Origin of the sequence: Flintibacter porci (genome assembly GCF_041925195.1) — a bacterium.
Taxonomy (GTDB): Bacteria; Bacillota; Clostridia; order Oscillospirales; family Oscillospiraceae; genus Lawsonibacter; species Lawsonibacter porci.
In genome coordinates this window covers 270,457-286,788 of record NZ_JBHEVB010000002.1, presented here as the reverse complement: position 1 = coordinate 286,788, position 16,332 = coordinate 270,457, and the positions used below count along the sequence as shown (strand labels likewise).

Annotated in this window: 16 protein-coding genes; 13 read left to right on the top strand and 3 right to left on the bottom strand. The window is 61.4% G+C overall.

The window, feature by feature from the left end:
• The first annotated feature begins 174 nt into the window (after positions 1-174).
• The 11 genes from ACEVJL_RS03280 to ACEVJL_RS03230 all read left to right on the top strand — a co-directional run bounded on the left by ACEVJL_RS03280 (position 175) and on the right by ACEVJL_RS03230 (position 10,188).
• Positions 175-630, top strand: a complete 456-nt coding sequence (locus ACEVJL_RS03280) for a ribosome maturation factor RimP (RefSeq protein WP_110440305.1) — start codon at positions 175-177, stop codon at positions 628-630.
• 21 nt (positions 631-651) lie between these two features.
• Positions 652-1,830, top strand: a complete 1,179-nt coding sequence (nusA, locus tag ACEVJL_RS03275) for a transcription termination factor NusA (protein ID WP_008981130.1) — start codon at positions 652-654, stop codon at positions 1,828-1,830.
• A 35-nt stretch (positions 1,831-1,865) separates the two neighbouring features.
• Entirely contained in the window at positions 1,866-2,144 is a 279-nt protein-coding gene (gene rnpM / locus ACEVJL_RS03270; RefSeq protein ID WP_008981129.1) for an RNase P modulator RnpM, read from the top strand.
• Complete coding sequence (locus tag ACEVJL_RS03265) at positions 2,134-2,748, top strand: L7Ae/L30e/S12e/Gadd45 family ribosomal protein (protein WP_235396919.1); 615 nt, start codon at positions 2,134-2,136, stop codon at positions 2,746-2,748. The genes rnpM and ACEVJL_RS03265 overlap by 11 nt, the downstream gene beginning before the upstream one ends.
• A 21-nt stretch (positions 2,749-2,769) precedes the next feature.
• Complete coding sequence (gene infB / locus ACEVJL_RS03260; RefSeq protein ID WP_374736842.1) at positions 2,770-5,184, top strand: translation initiation factor IF-2; 2,415 nt, start codon at positions 2,770-2,772, stop codon at positions 5,182-5,184.
• 300 nt (positions 5,185-5,484) lie between these two features.
• Entirely contained in the window at positions 5,485-5,877 is a 393-nt protein-coding gene (gene rbfA, locus ACEVJL_RS03255) for a 30S ribosome-binding factor RbfA (RefSeq protein ID WP_008981125.1), read from the top strand.
• Positions 5,874-6,836: a DHH family phosphoesterase gene (locus ACEVJL_RS03250; RefSeq protein ID WP_374736840.1), complete on the top strand. Its 963-nt coding sequence runs from the start codon at positions 5,874-5,876 to the stop codon at positions 6,834-6,836. Before rbfA ends, ACEVJL_RS03250 begins: the two co-directional genes overlap by 4 nt.
• 11 nt (positions 6,837-6,847) lie before the next feature.
• Entirely contained in the window at positions 6,848-7,027 is a 180-nt protein-coding gene (locus ACEVJL_RS03245; protein ID WP_008981123.1) for a hypothetical protein, read from the top strand.
• Positions 7,020-7,892, top strand: a complete 873-nt coding sequence (gene truB / locus ACEVJL_RS03240; protein ID WP_374736839.1) for a tRNA pseudouridine(55) synthase TruB — start codon at positions 7,020-7,022, stop codon at positions 7,890-7,892. The genes ACEVJL_RS03245 and truB overlap by 8 nt, the downstream gene beginning before the upstream one ends.
• A gap of 22 nt (positions 7,893-7,914) precedes the next feature.
• Positions 7,915-8,826: a riboflavin biosynthesis protein RibF gene (ribF, locus tag ACEVJL_RS03235; protein WP_008981121.1), complete on the top strand. Its 912-nt coding sequence runs from the start codon at positions 7,915-7,917 to the stop codon at positions 8,824-8,826.
• 12 nt (positions 8,827-8,838) lie between these two features.
• Positions 8,839-10,188: a DUF1576 domain-containing protein gene (locus ACEVJL_RS03230; protein ID WP_302667759.1), complete on the top strand. Its 1,350-nt coding sequence runs from the start codon at positions 8,839-8,841 to the stop codon at positions 10,186-10,188.
• A gap of 39 nt (positions 10,189-10,227) precedes the next feature.
• On the opposite strand, the gene ACEVJL_RS03225 is transcribed toward ACEVJL_RS03230, so the two are convergent.
• The 3 genes from ACEVJL_RS03225 to ACEVJL_RS03215 form a co-directional block, all read right to left on the bottom strand.
• Positions 10,228-10,797 (bottom strand): GNAT family N-acetyltransferase, encoded by a 570-nt coding sequence (locus ACEVJL_RS03225; RefSeq protein ID WP_020989741.1) that lies wholly within the window; start codon positions 10,795-10,797, stop codon positions 10,228-10,230.
• Positions 10,798-10,853: 56 nt separating this feature from the next.
• Positions 10,854-11,930: a tetratricopeptide repeat-containing glycosyltransferase gene (locus ACEVJL_RS03220; protein WP_374736837.1), complete on the bottom strand. Its 1,077-nt coding sequence runs from the start codon at positions 11,928-11,930 to the stop codon at positions 10,854-10,856.
• Between the two features lie 90 nt (positions 11,931-12,020).
• Positions 12,021-13,436: a collagen-like domain-containing protein gene (locus tag ACEVJL_RS03215; RefSeq protein ID WP_374736836.1), complete on the bottom strand. Its 1,416-nt coding sequence runs from the start codon at positions 13,434-13,436 to the stop codon at positions 12,021-12,023.
• Positions 13,437-13,579: 143 nt separating this feature from the next.
• Here ACEVJL_RS03215 and ACEVJL_RS03210 point away from each other — a divergent pair, with 143 nt between their 5' ends.
• Both ACEVJL_RS03210 and glpK read left to right on the top strand, forming a co-directional pair.
• On the top strand, positions 13,580-14,767 hold the full coding sequence (locus ACEVJL_RS03210; RefSeq protein ID WP_374736835.1) for an iron-containing alcohol dehydrogenase: 1,188 nt from the start codon (positions 13,580-13,582) through the stop codon (positions 14,765-14,767).
• Positions 14,768-14,829: 62 nt separating this feature from the next.
• Positions 14,830-16,326, top strand: a complete 1,497-nt coding sequence (gene glpK / locus ACEVJL_RS03205; protein WP_325207513.1) for a glycerol kinase GlpK — start codon at positions 14,830-14,832, stop codon at positions 16,324-16,326.
• Positions 16,327-16,332: the final 6 nt, after the last annotated feature.

Here is a 16,332-nt window from a genome sequence, read left to right as displayed (position 1 = left end):
AGGAAAAATAATCTTCCAGCCCCTTGCAATCGGAACGGGGCTGTGGTATATTAAGTAAAGAATTATGGTAGTATTGGCTAGAGTGGGGTTTCGGCTCCGCTCTTTTTGATTGACCAAATGGGCTCGACTACCGCCGGCCAGCGGAGCGCCCAGTGCAGTTTGGAGGTTTTTGACATGGCAAAAGTGACCGAGATGGCGGCCCAGCTTGCCCAGCCCTTCGTGGAGGCGGCGGGCTGCTCCCTGTGGGATGTGGAATATGTAAAGGAGGCAGGGGAGTGGTATCTCCGCTTCTATATTGATAAGGATGGGGGCGTGTCCATCAACGACTGCGAGGCGGTCTCCCGCCCCCTGTCCGATGCTCTGGATGAGGCCGACCCCATTGAGGGCAGCTACACCCTGGAGGTGTCCTCCGCCGGAGCGGACCGGGCGCTGAAAAAGCCGGAGCACTTCGCCCAGTTCCAGGGCGCTGAGGTGGAGGTCAAACTCTACCGGGCCCGGGACGGCCGGAAGGACTATGTGGGGCTGCTGGAGTCCTATGAGGACGGAGACGTGACCCTGAATGTGGGCGGCGCGCCCATGAAATTTGAGAAGAAAGAACTGGCGCTGGTACGGCTGTACCCCCGCTTCTGAGAATAGTAGGAGGAGACCGACGTGGCTAAGAGAACAACGAAAAAGGTCAATAGCAACGAGCTGGACGGACAGGAATTTTTTGCCGCCATTGCTCAGATCGAGCAGGAGAAGGGCATCAAGCCCGGCTATATGATGGAGAAGATCACCCAGGCTCTGGTATCGGCATACCGCCGGGACCACGAGGGCGTGGGCGATAATCTGATCGTGGACGCCAACCCCGAGACCAACACCGTCCGCATGTTCCTGAAGAAGGATGTAGTAGAGGTCGTGGACAATCCCAACACCGAGATCAGCCTGCAGGAGGCCAAGGCCGCTCTGCCCCGGGCCGAGCTGGGCGATGTGGTGCGCATTGAGGTCAAGCCCAAGAGCTTTGGCCGCATTGCCGCTCAGACTGCCCGCCAGGTCATCATCCAGGGCATCCGCGAGGCCGAGCAGGGCATGGTGTACGACGAGTTCTCCTCCAAGGAGCACGAGCTGCTCACCGGCGTGGTTACCCGCATCGATCCCCGCAACGGGGCGGTCACCCTGCGCATCAGCTCCGGCTCTGAGTTCACCGACGCCTATCTGGGCGCCAATGAGCAGGTCAAGGGTGAGAGCTACGTGGAGGGCCAGCGCCTGAAGGTGTACATGGTGGAGGTGCGCAAGGCCACCAAGGGCCCCCAGGTCATTATCTCCCGCACCCACCCCGGTCTGGTCAAGCGCCTCTTTGAGCTGGAAGTGCCTGAGATCTACGACGGCACCGTGGAGATCCGGTCCATTGCCCGTGAGGCCGGTTCCCGCACCAAGCTGGCGGTCTGGTCTGCCGACCCCAACGTAGATCCCATCGGCGCCTGTGTCGGCCCCCGCGGTCAGCGTGTCAACACCATCGTGGAGGAGCTCAAGGGCGAGAAGATGGACATTATCAAGTACTCCGACGATCCTGCCGAGTACATTGCCGCTGCCCTGTCTCCCGCCGACGTGGTCAGCGTGGAGCCTCTGCCCGACGGCAAGAGCTGCCGCGTGGTAGTGCCCGACGACCAGCTGTCTCTGGCCATCGGTAAGGAGGGCCAGAACGCCCGCCTGGCCGCCAAGCTCACCGGCTGGAAGATCGACATTAAGCCCGCCTCCGCTCCCCTGGAGCCCATCGAGGAGATCCAGCAGGAAGAGTTGGAGGACGACGCTCTGGTGGCTGAGGAGCCTGTGGAGAGCGAGGAAGAGTAATCCATATCAATTTTGTCATGAAAGGGGTGAGATCTGTGCCCAAGAAGATCCCCATGCGCCAGTGTGTTGGCTGCCGGGAGATGAAGCCGAAAAAGGAACTGATCCGGGTGGTCCGTTCTCCGGAGGGGCAGGTGTCCCTGGATTTCCGGGGAAAGCTGCCTGGGCGGGGGGCCTATGTGTGTCCCAATCCCGCCTGTCTGGCCAAGGCCAAAAAGTCCAAGGCGCTGGAGCGGGCCTTTTCTGCCCCCCTTCCTGAGGAAGTATATCAGGCGCTGGAAGAACAGATGAAGGAGGTGCCCCAGGATGCCCAATGATCCCATTCTCCACCTGCTGGGCCTGGCCCGTAAGGCGGGACGGCTGGAGATCGGCGAGGAGCCGGTGGGCGCCGTCTGCCGGGCCCGTCAGGCCCGCCTGGTGCTGCTGGCCAGCGACGCAGCCGCCAACACCAACCGCCGGGCCGCCCATTTTGGCGAGGCAGGCAACGTCCTGTGGCTGGAAGTGCCCTACTCCAAAGCGGAACTGGGCTTCCACCTGGGCCGCGGCTCCTGCGCCATGCTGGCCATTACCGACGCGGGGTTTGCCGCGACGGTGACCGAGAAGCTGGCTGCCCGGGACCCGGAGCGCTACGGACCTGCCGCGCAGCAGCTGCGGCAGAAGGCGGACCGGGTGCTCCAGCGGCAGAAGGAGAAACGCCAGCACGAGAAAAACCTGCAAAACGGAAAGAAAAAGCCCTGGGCAGTACCAAACCCCGCCCAGAAGAAAAACGCCGCTCCCAGTGGGCAGCGCAAAGGCAAAGGGGAGTCCTCCGGCGCGCCGGAAACACGTTCTCCCCGGTCCGGAAGCCCGCGCCCGGGCCAGAAGCATCGACCCGGCCCAGGCGGCCGCAAGCTGTCCGGAACATTCCGGCACAAACCCTAAGAAACGAGGTGGCTCCCGAATATGATGATCAAATATCCCATCCACAAGGTGGCCAAGGATTTTAAGAAGGGGTCCAAGGAGCTCCAGTCCAAGGAGGTCATGGACATCCTGACTCAGTATGGGCATCCGCCCAAGAACCACATGCAGCCCCTGACTGACCAGGAGCTGTCCCTGGTGTTTGAATATCTCACCCAGCACAATCAGGTGGACTCCATCCAGTCCATTTATGAGGATGTGTACCACGAGCCCGCCGCCGCCAAGGCGGAGGCCCCCAAGGCCGCCCAGAGCAAGCCTGTCCAGCAGGGTAAGCCCGCCGGACAGCCCAAGCCCGCCCAGCAGCAGAACAAGGGCGGCAATGCCCAGGCCCGGCCCCAGCAGGGCCAGCAGCAGGCGGCCCATAAGCCCCAGGCGCAGCAGAGCCAGCAGACCGTGTCTCAGCCCTCCAGCCGTGTGCCTACCAAGAAGGTGGTGGACACCCGCGGCGGCGGCGCGGTGAATCTGGATAAGTATGACGAGCGTCTGGAGTCCTTCACCGACCAGCGTCAGCAGGACCGGGGCGGCAAGGAGAAGTTCCAGAACCGCAACGCTCAGCGTCAGCGCGGCCGTCAGCAGGGTCCCGGCAACAAGCGTAAGCAGGAGGAGCAGGATCGTCTGCGCCGTCTGCAGCTGGAGATTGCCAAGAAGGCTCCGCTGAAGGTGATGATCCCTGACGAGATCGGCGTGGGCGAGCTGGCCAGCCGCATGAAGAAGACCGGCGCCGAGGTGGTCAAGACCCTGATGAAGATGGGTGTCATGGCCTCCCTCAGCGAGATCATCGACTATGACACCGCTGCCCTGGTTGCTATGGAGCTGGGCTGCAAGGTGGAGAAGGAAGTCGTTGTTACCATCGAGGAGAAGCTCATCGATACCACCGAGGACAAGGAAGAGGATTTGATCCCCCGCGCTCCCGTTGTGGTGGTTATGGGCCACGTCGACCACGGCAAGACCTCTCTGCTGGACTATATCCGCCACGCCAACGTGGTTTCCGGCGAGGCCGGCGGCATTACCCAGCACATCGGCGCCTATCAGGTGGATGTGAATGGCAGCCCTGTTACTTTCCTGGACACCCCCGGCCACGAGGCCTTTACCGCCATGCGTGCCCGCGGCGCCATGGTCACCGACGTAGCCATCCTGGTGGTGGCCGCTGACGACGGCATCATGCCCCAGACCGTGGAGTCCATTAACCACGCCAAGGCCGCCGAGATTCCCGTGATCGTGGCCATCAACAAGATGGATAAACCCACCGCCAACCCCGAGCGCATCAAGCAGCAGCTCACCGAGTACTCCCTGGTGCCCGAGGAGTGGGGCGGCGACACCATTATCTGCCCCATCTCCGCCAAGACCGGCGAGGGCATCGACAACCTGCTGGACATGGTGGTCCTCACCGCTGAGATGCGGGAGCTGAAGGCCAACCCCAACCGCTCCGCCCATGGCGCTGTCATCGAGGCCCGGCTGGACAAGGGCCGCGGCCCTGTGGCCACCCTGCTGGTGCAGAACGGTACCCTGCATCAGGGCGATGTGATCATTGCCGGCACTGCTGTGGGCCGTGTCCGCGCCATGACCAACGACAAGGGCCAGAAGGTCACCGAGGCCGGCCCCTCCGTCCCCGTGGAGATCATCGGTATGGGCGAAGTGCCTGAGGCCGGCGATGACTTCCACGCTGTGGCCGACGAGCGCATGGCCCGGGAGCTGGCCGAACAACGCAAGGCAGAGCAGAAGAGCAGCATGAACAGCAACGTGGGCAAGGTCACTCTGGAGGATCTGTTCAGCCAGATCCAGGCCGGTGAGATGAAGAACCTGAACATCATCGTCAAGGCCGACGTGCAGGGCTCCGCTGAGGCGGTGAAGTCCTCCCTGGAGAAGATCTCCAACGAGGAGGTCCGGGTGCGGGTCATCCACTGTGCCGTGGGCGCCATCAACGAGAGCGACGTCATGCTGGCGAGTACCTCCGGGGCCATCATCGTGGGCTTCAACGTCCGCCCCGACGCCAACGCCAAGGACAGCGCCGCCCGGATGAAGGTGGATATGCGGATGTACCGGGTTATCTACGACGCCATCAACGAGATCGAGGCGGCTATGAAGGGCATGCTGGCTCCCAAGTTCAAGGAAGTGGACCTGGGCCGCGCCGAGGTGCGCAACGTGTTCCGCATCACCGGCGTGGGCATGGTGGCCGGCTGCTACGTGCTGGACGGCAAGATGCAGCGTAACGCCCAAATGCGTCTGCTGCGTGACAACATCGTCATCTATGACGGCTCCATTGCCTCCCTGCAGCGCTTCAAGGATAGCGTAAAGGAGGTTGCCGCCGGCTACGAGTGCGGTATCACCTTCGAGAAGTTCCAGGATATCAAGGAAGGCGACATCATCGAGGCCTTTGTGATGGAGCAGATCGAGGTATAATACCGCGCGAGTACCCCGCGCAGCGGGGCGCGCCTTTTGGCACGTAAAATCGAAGCCGCAGGCTGAGATTTGCGCAGGGCGAATTCACTTCGCCCGAGCATTTGAAATCAAGGGGTCCACGCGGGATGGAACATCCCGTGGGGAAGTGCGGTATCACCTTCGAGAAGTTCCAGGATATCAAGGAAGGCGACATCATTGAGGCTTTCGTGATGGAGCAGATTGAAGTTTAAAAGATAATTTGACCCAACGACAGGGCGGGCGTTTTCGCCCGCCCTGTTTTGACTATAAGGAGGAGTTTTTATGGCTTCCAATCGTATCGGCCGTATCAACGAGGAGATCCAGCGGGAGCTGTCTTCCCTGATCCCCACGGTAAAAGATCCCCGGGTGACCGGGATGATTTCTGTGACGGCGGTGGAGACCACCCCGGATCTGAAATATGCCAAGGTCCACATCAGTGTGCTGGACAAGTCCAATGAGGCCCAGGTGCTCAAGGGCTTGAAGTCGGCGGGCGGCTATCTGCGCCGGGAGCTGGGCCGCACCCTGAACCTGCGTAACACCCCCCAGCTGTCCTTCGTCCCTGACGATTCCATCGACAAGGGCGCCCACATCCTCAGCATGCTGCGGGACCCCAACGTGGTCAAACCGGTGAATCCCGACAACCACTACGGCGAGGACCAGGAGGACGAGGAATGAGCACGCTGACCTATGAGCAGGCCGCCCAGCGGCTGCTGGAGGGAGACGGCTACCTGATTCTTACCCACGTGCGCCCCGACGGGGACACGGTGGGCTGTGCCGCCGCCCTTTGTACCGCCCTGCGGGAGCAGGGGAAGGAGGCGTATGTCCTGCCCAACCCGGAGCTCACCGCCATCTTTGCCCCCTATCTGGAGGGCCTGCTGGCTCCTGAGGGATACCAGCCCAAGAAGGTGGTCAGCGTAGACATGGCGGCCCGGGGCTTGTTCCCGGAGAATGCCCAATGCTATCTGGAGAAGGTGGACCTGGCCTTTGACCACCACCCTTCTCAGGAGTTTTTTGCCAAGGAGACCTGCCTGGACGCAGGCCGGGCTGCCTGTGGTGAGCTGATGTACGATGTGATCCGCCAGTGGGGAAGCGTGAGCCAGGCTGTGGCTCTGCCCCTCTACGTGGCGGTGTCCACCGACACCGGCTGCTTTGTCTACTCCAATACCTCTCCGGCGACCCACGCGGTGGCTGCCGCCCTGCTGGAGACGGGAATCGACTTTTATCCCATCAACCGCCGCCATTTCCGTACTCGCTCTCTCAAGCGACTGAAGCTGGAGGGAATGCTCACTTCCGGTATGGAAGTGTTGGACGAGGGAAAACTGGCCATTGTCACCCTGACCCTGGACATGATTGCCCAGGTGCAGGCCAAGGAGGAGGACCTGGACGACATTTCCGCCTTTGTGGGCGGGGTAGAGGGGGTCCACACCGGGGTCACCATCCGGGAGCTGCGCCCCGGCGTGTGCAAGATCTCTCTGCGTACCGAGCCCGGTGAACTCAACGCCAGTGCGGTGTGTGCCATTCTGGGCGGTGGCGGACATGCCGCTGCGGCCGGAGCCACCGTAGAGGGCGACCCCGCCTATACCCGGAAGGTGCTGGTGGAGGCCATCCGCCAGGTACAGAGCCAGGGCAAGTAAAGGGAGGACCCATGCCAAACGGAATCATTGTGATTGATAAACCCCAGGATTGGACGGCGTCGGAGCACGCCCTGTTGGAACGCCCCTTCGCCAAGGCAAAGGGGCTTATCCAGGCGTGCGGCTCCTCCTTTTCGCGTCGCACCCGCTTTGCTGGGCTGCGCCGCGAGGAAAGGGGGGCCTGCTATGCCTAATGGAATTATTGTAATTGATAAGCCACAGGACTGGACATCTATGGATGTATGTGCCAAGCTGCGGGGCCTGTTCCACGAAAAGCGGATCGGCCACGCCGGAACCCTGGACCCTATGGCTACCGGCGTGCTGCCGGTATTTGTAGGCCGGGCCACCCGGGCGGTGGAGTTTGCCAGTGAGGGGGATAAGGAGTACCTGGCCGGACTGCGCCTGGGCACCGTCACCGATACCCAGGATACCTCCGGCCGGGTGCTGGAGGAGCATCCCGTCTCAGTGACTCGGGAAGAATTAGAGGCGGCGCTGGCCCCCTTCCGGGGCGAAATTCAGCAGCTGCCTCCCATGTACTCCGCCATTAAGGTAAACGGGAAAAAGCTGTATGAATTGGCCCGGAAGGGCCGTGAGGTGGAGCGCAAGCCCCGGGCCATCACCATCCACTCCCTGGAGGTGGAGGGCCAGGAGAGCGCCACCGACTTTCTTATCCGGGTGCGCTGCTCCAAGGGGACCTATGTGCGTACTCTGTGCCACGACATCGGCCAGGCTCTGGGCTGCGGAGGGACTATGTACTCCCTGCGGCGGACCATGGCGGCCGGTTTTACCTTGGAGGACGCTCTGCCTCTGGAGCAGGTACTCCAGTCTGAGGATCCCGCGAGCCTGCTGCTGGGGGTGGATGCCTACTTTGCCGGCCGCCCTGTGCTGATCCTGAAGCCTGCGGCAGAGAAAAAGGTGCGCAACGGCATGACACTGGTGCTGCCTGATGCGCCCCCTGCCGGGGAGTATCGGGTATACAGTGAGGCAGGAGAGTTTCTGGCTTTGAGTCGGGTCTCCCAGGGAAAGCTCATTACCATCAAGAGCTTTTTCCAGGTTTGAGGGAAATAAGGAGAGGATACTTTTGAGCAATACCAAACGGGTGATCGCCCTGGGTTTTTTTGACGGGGTGCACAAGGGCCACGGAGCCCTGCTGTCCACCGTGACGCGCCGGGCACAGGAACTGGACGCGGCGGCCTGCGCCTTCACCTTTGACCGCAGTCCCACCGCCGCCATCACCGGACAGGTGGTGCCCCTGCTCAGCTCGGTGGAGGACCGTGTGTGGCTGATGCGCAGCTGCTACGGCATCCAGGAGGTCATCGTGTCCAGCTTTGACGGCATGATGCGCATGGACTGGCAGGATTTTATTACAGAATATCTCATCAAGCAGCTGAATGTGGTCCATGTGGTGGCCGGTCACGACTTCCATTTCGGCTATATGGGCAAGGGAAACCCCCAGCGGCTCAAGGAGACCTGCGAGAAGCTGGGCGTGGGCTGCGACATTATCGGCAAGGTGGAGCAGGAGGGCATCACCATTTCCTCCACCTATATCCGTACCCTCATCGCCCAGGGGGAGATGGAGCGGGCCGTGGACTTTTTGGGCCATCCCCATGTGCTTACCAACCGGGTGACTCACGGTAAGAAGATCGGCAGCTCGTCCCTGGGCTTCCCCACGGTGAACTTGCGTATCCCTGCTCCGGTGATCGTTCCCGCCTTTGGCGTCTACGCCACCCGAGTGGTGGTGGATGGAGAAAGCCATATGGCGGTGACCAATGTGGGGGTGCGTCCCACGGTGTCCGATAACGACGGGCGGGTGACGGTGGAAGGGTTTATCCTGGACTTTTCCGGTGACCTGTACGGCAAGGAGCTGCGGATGGAGTTTTACAGCTACCTGCGTGGAGAGAAAAAATTCCCCTCTCTCCAGGCTCTGGCCGAGGAGATCGGACGCAACGCCCAGCAGACCCGGGACTTCTTTGCCGCCCATCCCCAGATGTAAGGAGGGACTGCCATGCAAGGAGAAACTATGCGCTACAACCGGATGCATCTGTTTTTCTGGCTGTATGCTGCTGTGCTGGCCCTGGCGGCCGTCCTGTTTTCCTCACCGCAGGAGATTTTGACCGGACTGCGCACCATCGTATTGACCGAGGACTCCCTGATCACCGACTATGTGCTGATTGCCGGTCCGGGTGCCGCGCTGATGAATTCCGCCCTGGTCACCGCAATTTCCATCGTACTTTTGAAGCTGTCCCGGGAGCCGTTTAACGGCTTCTCTCTGGTGGTGATTGGGCTGATGTCAGGCTTTTCCCTGTTCGGGAAAAACTGTGTCAATATCTGGCCCATTCTGCTGGGTACCTGGCTATATGCAAAGAGCCGGCGGGAGCACTTTGGCAAGTATATTTCCGTAGGACTGCTGGCCACCGCCCTGGCTCCAGCGGTGAGTTACATCTCCCTGGACAACGGCTGGGGAAACCCGGTGGCAGGACTGATCACCGGCGTGATCATCGGCTTTATCATGCCGCCTCTGTCTGCCTATACATATAAGATCCAAAACGGCATGAACCTGTATAACGTGGGCTTTGCCTGCGGTCTGGTAGCCTTCCTGCTGGTGCCCCTTATCAGCTCTATGGGAGCCACCCCCACCACCCAGTACCACTGGGCAAAAGGGTATGACCTGCCCTTTGGCGCGGCGCTGGGCATGCTGTGTGTTGTTCTGATCCTGGGCGGGCTCTTCGCATCAGGAAAGCCGGTTTGGGCCGTCTGGGCGGGATACCGCCGTCTGCTGACCACCAGCGGCCGCGCTCCCAGCGACTATCTGCGTATGTTTGGAGCGGGGCCTGTGCTGGTGAATATGGGAGTCAACGGCCTGATCGGCATGGCTTTCGTACTGGGCGGCGGCGGCGAGCTGAACGGTCCCACCGTAGGCGGGATCCTCACCATCATGGGCTTTTCCGCCTTTGGCAAGCACGTGTTCAACATTGTACCCGTCATGGCGGGCGTGTTCCTGGGCAGCCTGGTGATGCACTGGGAACTCAGCAACCCATCCGTGCAGCTGGCCTGCCTGTTCTGCACCACCCTGGCACCCATTTCGGGCTACTTTGGCTGGCCCTATGGTGTTTTGGCTGGGTTTATTCACTCTTCCGTGGTGCTGTACACCGGCAGCCCTGTGGCGGGAATGAATCTATATAACAACGGTTTTTCCGGCGGCCTGGTGGCCACGGTGCTCTACCCGGTAATCATTGCCGTGTTCCAGCACCGCAAACCCACTCTGGTGGATCAGGACTACTTTGATTCCATGGAGCATGACGAGCCGGTAACGCCTCCGCCTGCCCATCAGATCACAGAGGAAAAAGAGGTATAAAAAATCTGGAGCATTTCCCAGCGGAATGCTCCAGATTTTTTACTGCCATTTTGCCAGAACCCTTTGGACCAGCTCCGGGGAGAGCTGCGGGAAGGGGGTGATGGGAACAGGTTCCAGGTCGTAGGGGCCGATGGCCTTCTCAAAGGTCTGCACATCCCGCCAGGCTCCGTCCACATAGCCGGTATTACGGCAGATGCCTGCGTCCTGAAAGCCCATACTGCGGTGGAGCCCCTCACTCTTCTCATTGGGAACGGTGACGATGCCGTACACCGTGCGCACTCCCTGGATAGCCAAGAGCTCCATCAGGGCACCATACAGCTTCCGGCCTACTTTTTGGGAGGTGTGGCCCTGGGCCACATAGACGGACAGCTCGGCACCCCACTGATAGGCGGCCCGCTCTTTGAAGCGGTGGGCGTAGGCGTAACCCACGGGAGTGCCATTCTCCTCCCAGACCAAATAGGGGTAGCCTTCCAGTGTATGGGTGATCCGGTCCTGAAACTCCCGGGGCGAAGGGAGCTCATACTCAAAGGTGATTGGGGTATGAATATACTGCCCATAGATACCCACCAGCGCGGGGGCATCCATTGGGGTAGCCAGTCGCAGTGCCATAGGGAATCCCTCCTTGTTCCTGGAGAGTATACCACCTTTTTGGCCCGGCGTAAAGTTCAGCACAGACCCTCCAGCAGCTTCACGTTGCCCTGGAGCCGCTCGTCCTGGGGCTCCAGAGCGAGAGCCGTCCGGGCTGCCTCCAGAGCAAGTTGGGGTCGACCCGTGTGGAAGTAGGCCTGGCAGCGCAGGTCATAGGGCAGCGCTCCCCAGGCCCTGGCCTCGCAGATGTAGGTACGGGGACGTTTCCCAATGGCCAGAGCTTTTTGGGTAAAGTAGAGTACCCCATCCCACTCCTCCTGGGTGTAGAGCAGCAGGGCCAGCTCCACCAAGGGTTCCCGCAGATGGGGGACTTCCGCCGCTGCCCGCAGGTACCAGCGAAGCGCCTCCTCGGGCTGCCCCTTGTGCTCATAGGACTGGGCAATAAACCGCATAGAGGCTGCCCGCTCATCGGCCCAAGTGGCGCTGGGCATGGCCAGGTGCTGTGTCAGGGTGCGGATGCAGTCGTCCCAGCGGCCGTGGAACAGGTACTCCCGGCCCAGATAGTGGACACTGCGGTCGTCCTGAGGTGCCTCAGCCACTGCCAATTCCAGAAGAGGCAGGTACTGGGCCCGGGATTTTTCCGGATCCGGGTGGTGGTCCAGCTGGACTCCCTCTGCCGAGACTTTTAAGCCCGGCTGTCCAGGCCCCATCCACTCCAGGACCTCATGTACCGGATGGACCCAACGGTAGCCGTGACGGGCATGGATCTTTTCATACCAGAAGACCACACCCTCACCTCCATCCGGGCGAAAGCTCCAGGTGTAGCGGTAGGTGGCCTGGGTAGTACCAGGGATCCAAGCGGACTCCAGGGCTTTTCGCCAGCCGGGATGGAATACTTCGTCCAGGTCGGTGCAGACGCAGATATCTGCGTCCGGGTCTATCAGATCCAGAGAGCGGTTGCGGGCCACATCAAAGCGCCAGGGACAGATGGTCTCCACCGTCACCTGGGCGCCCAGTGCCCGGAGCCGCTGCACGGTATCGTCGGTAGAGCCGGTGTCCAGAACCACGATCTGGTCGGCCTCAGACATGGATTTTATCCAGCGGGATACAAATTGGGCTTCATTTTTGCAAATAGCATAGACAACGATCTTCATGGTGTGCCTCCTGTGGCAGCTGTGTGCCGGAAAGTCAAAGAGGGAGCGGAGCATGGGCTCCGCTCCCTGGATGAGGGCAGGGTGATTTGCTTACGTGGGAATATCACCCAGGCGGGTAATGTCAAGGGCAATGGCGCTGGCCTGGTATCCGCTTCCGGTCGGTACCACCTGGAGAGTGGTAGGTGCCTTGGAGACAACCAGAGGAACGGAGAAGGACTGGGGGGTGGAATCCCCTGTACTTTGGAAATTGTAGGGCACAGAGGCACCGGGGACGATACTGCCGTCAGATTCCAGAGAAGTAACGATATTGGCAGGGAAGGAATCACTGTCAGCAGGAGACAGAACACCATGGAATTGCACAGAGTAGACGCCGGGCTGATTGATGGTGAAGTCCGAACTGCCCGCGGTGTGCGAAATATCGGTGCCGTAGCTCAGTGCATTACGATCAAATTCCAACGGATCGCCGGAGGCTCCGGATTGAGTGGGGGAAGAGTAAGCAGACAGCAAGCTGACAGGCGGAGTGGTCCCGGTTGGACCCTGTGGGATGGTAAAGTCCAGGATCGCGTTCTGGGGGGTACCAGAGTTGGTTACCTTAGCATCAGTACCGGGATCACCTGTGGTAACTGTGCCAACGGCGAAGGTTGCGGCAGTTCCTGCAGCGCCCTCGTTGCCGGCAGGGCCAGTAGGGCCAGTGGGACCGGTAGCACCGGCGGGGCCTGTGGCGCCAGCAGGACCAGTCGCACCGGCAGGCCCGGTAGGACCGGTGGGGCCAGTTGCACCGGCAGGGCCAGCAATGCCCTGAGGACCAGTGGGACCGATAACACCAGCAGTACCCTGAGGACCAGAGGGGCCAGTTGCACCAGCGGCGCCCTGAGGACCAGTGGGACCAGTCGCACCGGCGGTACCCTGAGGCCCAGTGGGGCCAGTCGCGCCAGCAGCGCCCTGAGGACCGGTGGGACCGATGGCACCAACAGCACCCTGAGGACCGGTGGGGCCAGTCGCACCGGCGGCACCCTGAGGTCCGGTAGGACCAGTGGCACCAACGGCACCCTGAGGCCCGGTAGGTCCGGTTGCGCCAGCGGCGCCCTGAGGACCGGTGGGACCGGTGGCACCAGCGGCACCCTGAGGTCCAGTGGGCCCGGTCGCGCCAGCGGCGCCCTGAGGTCCGGTGGGGCCGGTGGCACCTACCGGTCCGGCGATGCCCTGAGGCCCAGTAGGACCGGTTGCGCCATCCGGACCCGGATAGCCCTGAGGTCCGGTAGGACCCATGGGACCGGTAGGTCCAGGAGAACCGGCCGGTCCGGCAGAGCCTGCAGGACCGGTTGCCCCGGCCGGACTCGTTGCTCCAGTCGGACCAGTGGGACCGGGGCAGCAGGGCGGACAAGGGGGCGGGCAGGGAGGAGGACAGGGAGGCGGGCAGTGGGACGACTGACACCCACCGGTGAGGTGGGCTACCACCTCGCCCTGTCGGCTCCACTCCCTCTGAGAGGGATAATAATGATTCATAGCAAGTTCCTCTTTCCGCAAGACTGTGGCTATGCCACAGTCCATCCTATGCGCCAGAGGGAAAAATGTCCCGGGTGCCTTGCCCGGAAAGGCGGGATGTGGTACAGTTTGTACAGAAATGAAAACGGACAGGAGGAATTTCCATGCACGCATTTACCTTTTCTCTTCCGACGCAAATTGTATTTGGTCCCGGTACTGAAACAGAGACCGGCAAGCTGATTGCCGGGCAGGGCGGCCACCGGGTGCTGGTGGTATATGGCGGACAGAGCGCGGTGCGCAGCGGGCTGATTGCCAAGGTGCAGGCATCTCTGACCCAGGCGGGACTGGAGCAGGACACCTTTGGCGGCATCCACCCCAATCCCCGGCTGTTCCAGGTCCGGGAGGGTGTGGAAAAGGCAAAGGCAATGAATGCAGATTTCATTCTGGCGGTGGGAGGCGGCAGCGTCATCGATGCCTCCAAGGCCATTGCTTTGGGTGTGGCCAACCCGGAGGCCGACCTGTGGGATTTCTGGCTGCGCAAGCAGCCGGTGGAGCGCACCCTGCCGGTAGGTACGGTGCTTACCATCTCCGCGGCCGGCAGCGAGACCAGCGACTCCGCTGTTCTCACCCGGGATGATACCCTGGAGAAGCGGGGGCTGAGCAGCCAGCTCTTCCGGCCTCGCTTTGCGGTGATGGACCCGGAGCTCACCTACACCCTGCCGCCCTATCAGATTGCCTGCGGCGTGGTGGATATGATGATGCACACCCTGGACCGCTACTTTACTTCCGTCACCGACAATACCCTCACTGATGAGATCGCCGAGGGTGTGCTGCGCAACGCGGTGCGCTGGGGAAAGAAAGCGGTCTCCACTCCAAACGACTACCAGGCCATGAGCGAGCTGATGTGGACTGGAAGCATCTCCCATAACGATCTCACCGGCCTGGGCGCGCCCAAGGATTTTGCACCCCATCAGTTGGGTCACGAGCTCAGCGCCAAGTTTGACTGCGCCCACGGGGCCTCTCTGTCCGCCATGTGGGGCAGCTGGGCGGCCTACTGCTGGAAAGAGAACCCCTCCCGCTTTGCCCAGCTGGGCGTGAAGGTGTGGGGGCTGGAGCTCAACGGCGGCAGCATCCAGGATCTGGCACAGCGGGCGATCATGCAGACGGTGGACTACTTCCGTGCACTGGGTATGCCCACCTGTCTCAGCGAGCTGGGCTGCCCCATCCAGACCGAAGAGGAGCTCCAGGACCTGGCACGCCGGTGTACCTTCTACGGAGCCCGTACCATCGGCTCCTTCCGGGTACTGGGTTATGAGGATATCCTGGCCATCTATCGCATGGCCAACCACTAAACCTTTACAGCCCCCGCCTTTTCTGGCATAATGGAGAAAACAATTCGTTCAGGAGGCGCGCTATGAAGCAATATGTCATCGCCCTGGACCAAGGGACCACCAGCAGCCGCTGTATCCTCTTTGACCGGGAACAGAACATCGTGGGTGTGGCCCAGCGGGAATTTACCCAGATCTACCCCAAGCCCGGCTGGGTGGAGCAGGACCCCATGGAGATCTGGTCCAGCCAGTCTTCGGTGCTCACAGAGGTGCTGGCTCAGACCGGTATTGCCCCCACCGAGGTGGCCGCCATTGGCATTACCAACCAGCGGGAGACTACCATCGTCTGGGACAAAGCCACCGGCCGCCCTATCTACAACGCCATCGTCTGGCAGTGCCGCCGTACCGCATCTCTGTGTGAGGAGCTGAAGGCGGATGGGGCCTTTTCGGACTACATCAAGGAGCACACCGGCCTGCTCATCGACGCCTACTTCTCCGCCACCAAGCTCAAGTGGATTTTGGACCATGTGGAAGGAGCACGGGAGCGGGCCAGAGCCGGGGAACTGCTGTTTGGAACCGTGGACTCCTGGCTGGTGTGGAAGCTGACCGGAGGAAAGGCACACGTCACTGACTACACCAACGCCAGCCGCACCATGCTCTTTGACATTCAAAATCTGTGCTGGGACGAGGAAATCTGCCGCCGTCTGGATATTCCTATGGAAATGCTGCCCCAGGTGTGTTCCTCCAGCCAGGTGTACGGATTTGCCAATCTGCAGGGGGTGGAGGTGCCCATTGCAGGCATTGCGGGAGACCAGCAGGCCGCCCTCTTTGGCCAGGGCTGTTTCCAGCCCGGAGAAGCAAAAAACACCTATGGAACCGGTTGCTTTTTGCTGATGAACACCGGAGAGCAGCTGTGCCGAAGTGAAAACGGTCTGCTGACCACCATTGCTATTGGCCTTAATGGTCGGGTGCAGTACGCTCTGGAGGGCTCGGTTTTTGTGGGCGGTGCGGTGATCCAGTGGGTGCGGGATGAGCTGCGGTTTATCTCTGAATCCCGGGATGCGGAATATTATGCCTCCAAGGTGCCCGACACGGGCGGAGTCTACCTGGTGCCCGCCTTCACCGGATTGGGTGCGCCATACTGGGACATGTATGCCCGGGGCGCGTTGGTGGGGCTGACCAGAGGGACCAACCGGGATCATATCATCCGGGCGGCTCAGGAGTCTATCGCCTACCAGAGCTGGGACCTGGTGGATGCCATGGAGAAGGACACCGGGATTCCTCTCAGTGCGTTGAACGCCGACGGCGGAGCCAGCCGGGACAAGTTTTTGATGCAATTCCAGGCAGATATCCTCAATAAGCCGGTGCGCCGCCCAGTGATCCGGGAGACCACCGCTCTGGGGGCCGCCCTGCTGGCCGGACTTGCTACCGGGGTTTGGAGCAGCCAGGAGGAGGTCAAAAGCCGGATGAAGACGGACAGCCTGTATGAGCCCGCCATGGATGAGGCCAAGCGGCAAAAGCTGCTCCGGGGCTGGCACAAAGCGGTGGGCCGCAGTTTGGACTGGGCCGAGCCGGAGGAATAAGAAGAC